This window comes from Ruegeria sp. K5 (assembly GCF_056531805.1).
Map to the genome: position 1 here is coordinate 1 of NZ_JBQFML010000028.1, position 3,120 is coordinate 3,120.

The following is a 3,120-nucleotide window of genomic DNA, read 5'->3' on the forward strand; positions in this document are numbered from 1 at the left end:
GATGACCCTTCAGGACGCTCCCTTACAACCTGGTCCACAAGGCAATTCTGCGTATCAGCGCCTGCTGGACGAGATTCGCGAGGGCACTCTTCTGCCCGGCGACCGGCTGCGTGAGATTGAGCTCTCGGAACGGTTGGGCGTCAGCCGTACCCCGGTACGCGAGGCGATAAGGCAGTTGGAGGCCGACGGGCTGGTCACCCATGTGCCACGGCAAGGTGCCACCGTGCGCAGTCTGGATTACGCCGAGGTCATGGAACTCTATGAGATGCGCGCGGTGCTTGAAGGGACAGCGGCCCGTCTGGCAGCCCGCGCGGCATCGGATGTCGAATTGGATGAACTGGACCTTTTGAACGACCGGTTGGCCGAGGCGGGTACTGGCCCCGATGCAGCCCAAATCAACAAGATCTTTCACGCGACCCTGCTGGATGCGGCCAAGAACCGGTTTCTGGCAAAATCCATGCTCTCCTTGCAAAAGGCGCTGTTGATCCTGGGGCCCTCGCAATTGCTGGATAGCGACCGCGCCGAGGCCGCAGTGGCCGAGCATCGGCGCATCATGGCGGCTTTGAAGGCCCGCGATGGCGCAGCGGCCGAGACAGAGATGCGCGCGCATATCCAGGCGGCACAACGGATGCGCATCCGCGCGTTGCAGGACCGCGACCGCTCAATCGACGAAAGCCAGTAGGTAGACAGGATATGGCCACCCCAAAGGAAGCTTACGATATCGCTGTGATTGGCGGTGGGAACGCAGCCCTCTGCGCCGCGATGACTGCGGCTGAGGCAGGCGCGCGCGTTCTGATCCTTGAGACGGCGCCAAAACCTTATCGCGGCGGAAACTCCCGCCATACGCGCAACTTTCGCTGTATGCATTCGGGCCCGTTGGGCCCGCTCGTCGAGATGTATGGCGAAGACGAATACCTCTCGGATCTGCTGAAAGTCACCGGCGGCAAAACCGATGAACATCTTGCCCGCCTCGCGATCCGCACCTCCGAGGAATGCCTGCCGTGGATGCAAGAACACGGGGTCCGGTTTCAGCCTTCGCTTTCCGGCACATTGTCATTGGCACGGACCAATGCGTTTTTCATGGGGGGCGGCAAATCTCTGGTGAATGCCTATTACCGGACGGCGGCAGGTTTGGGTGTAGATGTGCTGTATGAGGCCGCTGTGACGCATCTGGAACTGAACAGCGACCAGATCGAGTGGGTCGATTACACCTATGAAGGCCAGTCTCATCGCATCGCGCCCAAGGCGGTCATCGTTGCCTCCGGCGGCTTTCAGGCAGACACCGATTGGCTCACCCGCGCCTGGGGTGAGCCTGCGAAGAACTTTCTGATCCGGGGAACGCCGTACAACCGAGGCGTGGTCCTGTCTGATCTGCTGGATCAAGGCGTAGAAAGCGTCGGCGACCCGACCCAATGCCATGCCGTTGCCATCGACGGGCGCGCGCCGAAATTCGACGGCGGCATCGTCACCCGTCTGGACTGCGTTCCGTTTTCCATCGTCGTGAACAAACATGCCGAGCGGTTCTATGACGAGGGCGAAGACGTCTGGCCCAAACGCTACGCGATCTGGGGCCGTTTGGTGGCGGCGCAGCCGGATCAGGTGGGATATGCCATCATCGACGCCAAGTCGCTGAACCTGTTCATGCCGTCCGTGTTCCCGCCGCTAAAGGCGGACACGTTGGATGAATTGGCCGGGATGATGGACCTGCCCGCAGAGAAATTGAAAGCAACCGTCAGCGCATTCAACGCCGCCTGCGGTGACACCAGCGGGTTTCACCCGACCGAACTGGACGGGGTGGCGACCTCGGGCCTGATCCCGCCCAAGACCAACTGGGCGCGCCCAATTACCGAACCGCCGTTTTATGGCTACTCGCTGCGGACCGGCGTGACCTTTACCTATCTTGGGTTGAAGGTTGACGAGACGGCCCAGTGCTCGACGCCCAGCGGTAAGATCAAAAACCTGTGGGCGGCCGGGGAAACGATGGCCGGGTCCATCCTTGGGCAAGGCTATCTGGCGGGCTTTGGCATGACCATCGGAACTGTCTTTGGACGCATCGCAGGACGAGAGGCCGCCGCTTATGCAAACTGATCTTATTCAGGAAGCCCGCCGCCAGGCCGAGATCTGCAACGCCTGCCGCTATTGCGAGGGCTATTGCTCGGTCTTCCCGTCGCTTCATGCGGAACGCGCGTTCTCGGATGGGGACATCACGCAATTGGCCAACCTGTGCCATAACTGCCGGGGCTGTTACTACGCCTGCCAGTACACCGCCCCGCACGCGTTTGACCTGAACCTGCCCAAGGCGCTGGCCGAAGTGCGGCGCGACAGTTGGGAAAGCTTGGCATGGCCGCAGCCGCTGGCACGACGGTTCCACACCCATGGCGGGGCCATCGCCCTGGCGCTTGTGGTCGGATTTGCCCTGTTGTTCTGGGCGACCCGCGCCATCGGTTCCAGCGGAGGCGAAGGGTTTTATGCCGTCCTGTCCCACAACGCGATGGTCGCGATCTTTGCGCCTGCATTCCTGCTGCCTCTGTTCAGCATCGCCTTCAGCCTGAGGCGCTATTGGACCGAGGTTGGCGGCAAACCGATCCAGATGTCTGATCTGACGGTTGCGCTCAAACGTGCGGGCAAGATGCAGGATCTGGCCGCTGGCCATGGCGAGGGCTGCAACTTCGAGGACGAAGACCGGTTCAGTCAGGGCCGACGCCACATCCACCACGCCATCATGTATGGCTTCCTGCTGTGCTTTGCGTCGACCTCGGTGGCGACGATCATGCACTATGTCTTCGGAATGCACGCGCCTTACGGGTTCTGGTCGTTGCCGAAACTGTTCGGGATTTCCGGGGGGCTGCTGCTGACGGTGGGATGTGGTGCGATGGCGCTGCTCAAGCAAAAGTCAGACCGAGACCTCGGCGATCCGTCGGCCTGGGGCGGGGATATCGGCTTCATCCTGTTGCTCGGGTTTGTGGGCCTCAGCGGGCTGGTTCTCTATGCCCTCGGGTCAACGCCTCTGATGCCCGCACTGCTGGCCATCCACCTCGGATCGGTCCTGACCTTCTTCCTGCTGACGCCCTACACAAAAATGGCACACGGCTTCTATCGGCTTGCGGCGCTGGTCCGGGA

3 protein-coding genes are annotated in these 3,120 nt (G+C 61.7%); all 3 read left to right on the top strand.

Annotation, left to right across the window (positions count from 1 at the left end):
* Position 1 precedes the first annotated feature (1 nt).
* Positions 2-682 carry a GntR family transcriptional regulator gene (locus ACR0MO_RS21595; protein ID WP_480893297.1) on the top strand — a complete coding sequence of 227 codons (681 nt, stop codon included), beginning with the start codon at positions 2-4 and terminating at the stop codon, positions 680-682.
* An 11-nt stretch (positions 683-693) separates the two neighbouring features.
* Positions 694-2,088 carry an FAD-dependent tricarballylate dehydrogenase TcuA gene (tcuA, locus tag ACR0MO_RS21600; RefSeq protein WP_480893299.1) on the top strand — a complete coding sequence of 465 codons (1,395 nt, stop codon included), beginning with the start codon at positions 694-696 and terminating at the stop codon, positions 2,086-2,088.
* Positions 2,078-3,120 (top strand): tricarballylate utilization 4Fe-4S protein TcuB (tcuB, locus tag ACR0MO_RS21605; RefSeq protein WP_170624942.1); only part of this gene is annotated, 1,043 nt, incomplete at its 3' end. The genes tcuA and tcuB, both read left to right, overlap by 11 nt.

Bases quoted from the DNA above. Each gene is read 5' to 3' on its own strand.
- ACR0MO_RS21595 (WP_480893297.1), top strand. From the start codon at position 2: ATGACCCTTCAGGACGCTCCCTTACAACCTGGTCCACAAGGCAATTCT.
- tcuA (WP_480893299.1), top strand. From the start codon at position 694: ATGGCCACCCCAAAGGAAGCTTACGATATCGCTGTGATTGGCGGTGGG.